This window comes from Dietzia sp. SYD-A1, assembly GCF_015356725.1.
Classification (GTDB): domain Bacteria; phylum Actinomycetota; class Actinomycetes; order Mycobacteriales; family Mycobacteriaceae; genus Dietzia.
Genome location: NZ_JADDKI010000393.1, coordinates 1 through 1,517 on the forward strand (window position 1 = coordinate 1; position 1,517 = coordinate 1,517).

A 1,517-nucleotide genomic window follows, 5' to 3' on the forward strand; every position below is an offset into this window, starting at 1 on the left:
GCGGAGGCGGGACGGGCGCGACCGGTGTCGAGAGGCCGACTCAGCCCAGCGCGTCGCGCAGGAGGGCGGCGAGCTCGCGGGGACGGTGATAGAAGAGCGTTGCCGTCACGATGATGATCGTCCAGCCTGCCGCGCGTAACCGGTTCCATCGGCGCACGTCCCGACCGTGCTGGACGGCGTCGCGATGGCCGGCACCGTCGTACTCCACCGCGATCTTGCGGTCTGGGAACGCGAAGTCCAGGCGGTACGGTAGGCCAGGGGTGCGGTACTGCACCCGGAAACCGGTCAGCCCGAGATCGAGAAGGAACAACCGCAGGCGCGTCTCCATGGGCGACTCGGCCATCGGCTCCACCAGGGCACAGCGCTCGAGCGCGATCCGTCGCCCCCGCAACCCCGGATGCCTGCTGAGCAGCGTCGGTAGAGATCGTCGGATGTCGTGGCCCGGCCCCATCCGTGACGCACCGTCCAGTGCGATCAACGCCTCGGCCCTCGGCGAATACCGAGCCAGGTCGAACAACGCCCACTCCGCGCTGGCCACACGAAGCGGGGCGCCGTCGGCGTCGAGGATGCTCTCGACCTGATCTTCCGGGATCTCGTACCGGCGGGCGACGATCCCCTCGCGGCGCACCCGCTTTCTGCCGACGGCCAGCTCGATCGGATACGCGGCCGGCGCCCACGGATGGCCGTGGACCGCGGCGGCCAACCACCCCGTGGCCACGCCGCCTGGGCAGGCCAGTGTCGCCGAAGCCAACCGAGTGACCGGCGTGGAGACGGTGGTTGCCGGTTCCCATATCCCGTGGTGCGCTCTGCGATATCCGTTGGTCACCCGGTGCGTGCCGTGGGCCGCCAGCAGATCGCCGCGACGTCGAGGGCCACCGGGTGCGGGAGTCATGGGGGAACTGTTGCGCACCGGGCACGCTTCGGGCCCCGGCGAGCGGCTGTGTCGCCACCCCCTTGTGGAGAGGCCAGAGGCCTGTGGGAAGAAGCTGGACTCTGGCCGGGTCGACGCTTCTCGCCCGTGGCCGCACTCACGCCGAGGCGACCGCGTGGGGTCCTACGGCGAGGCACTGGGGCCGGACCGCACCGTCAGCGGCCACGCGGGGCCGATCGAACTCTTGCCGCGCGGTCACACCCGAGGGCACGCCGGGCCGTGCTCGTGCCGATGTGGGGCATGGCCGACTCCCTCCGGCCGGACCCGGACCCGGACCCGGACCCGGACCCCAGCTACTCCACCGACCTCAACGGTGGTCCTGCTCATGGCGTTGGGACTGTCGGGGAGGTTGTTCGGACTCAGCTGACCGGACCGGCGGGCCGGTAGGACACCGCCCTCGAGTCCACGCAACCCTGCTGCGACGCTGCTGAGGTGACGCGGCCCACTGACGGGACGACGACGGCCACATTCGCCCCCTCCGGTCGCGAGCGACGTGACAGAGTGCACAGCATGAACACCCCCGTCCCGGCGCCCTCTCGTCTCCGACCCCGCCGCCCGGTGGCCGCGGCCCTGGCGGCCACTCTCG

Annotated in this window: 2 protein-coding genes; both read right to left on the minus strand. The window is 71.6% G+C overall.

What is annotated here, in order from left to right; all coding sequences use genetic code 11:
• Positions 1-40 precede the first annotated feature (40 nt).
• The gene (locus IY392_RS14380) at positions 41-751 is read right to left on the minus strand and encodes an endonuclease domain-containing protein (protein WP_194861580.1); all 711 of its coding nucleotides are present in this window, start codon (positions 749-751) and stop codon (positions 41-43) included.
• Between the two features lie 539 nt (positions 752-1,290).
• On the minus strand, positions 1,291-1,517 hold a 227-nt coding region (locus IY392_RS19305), incomplete at its 5' end, for a hypothetical protein (protein WP_228549441.1).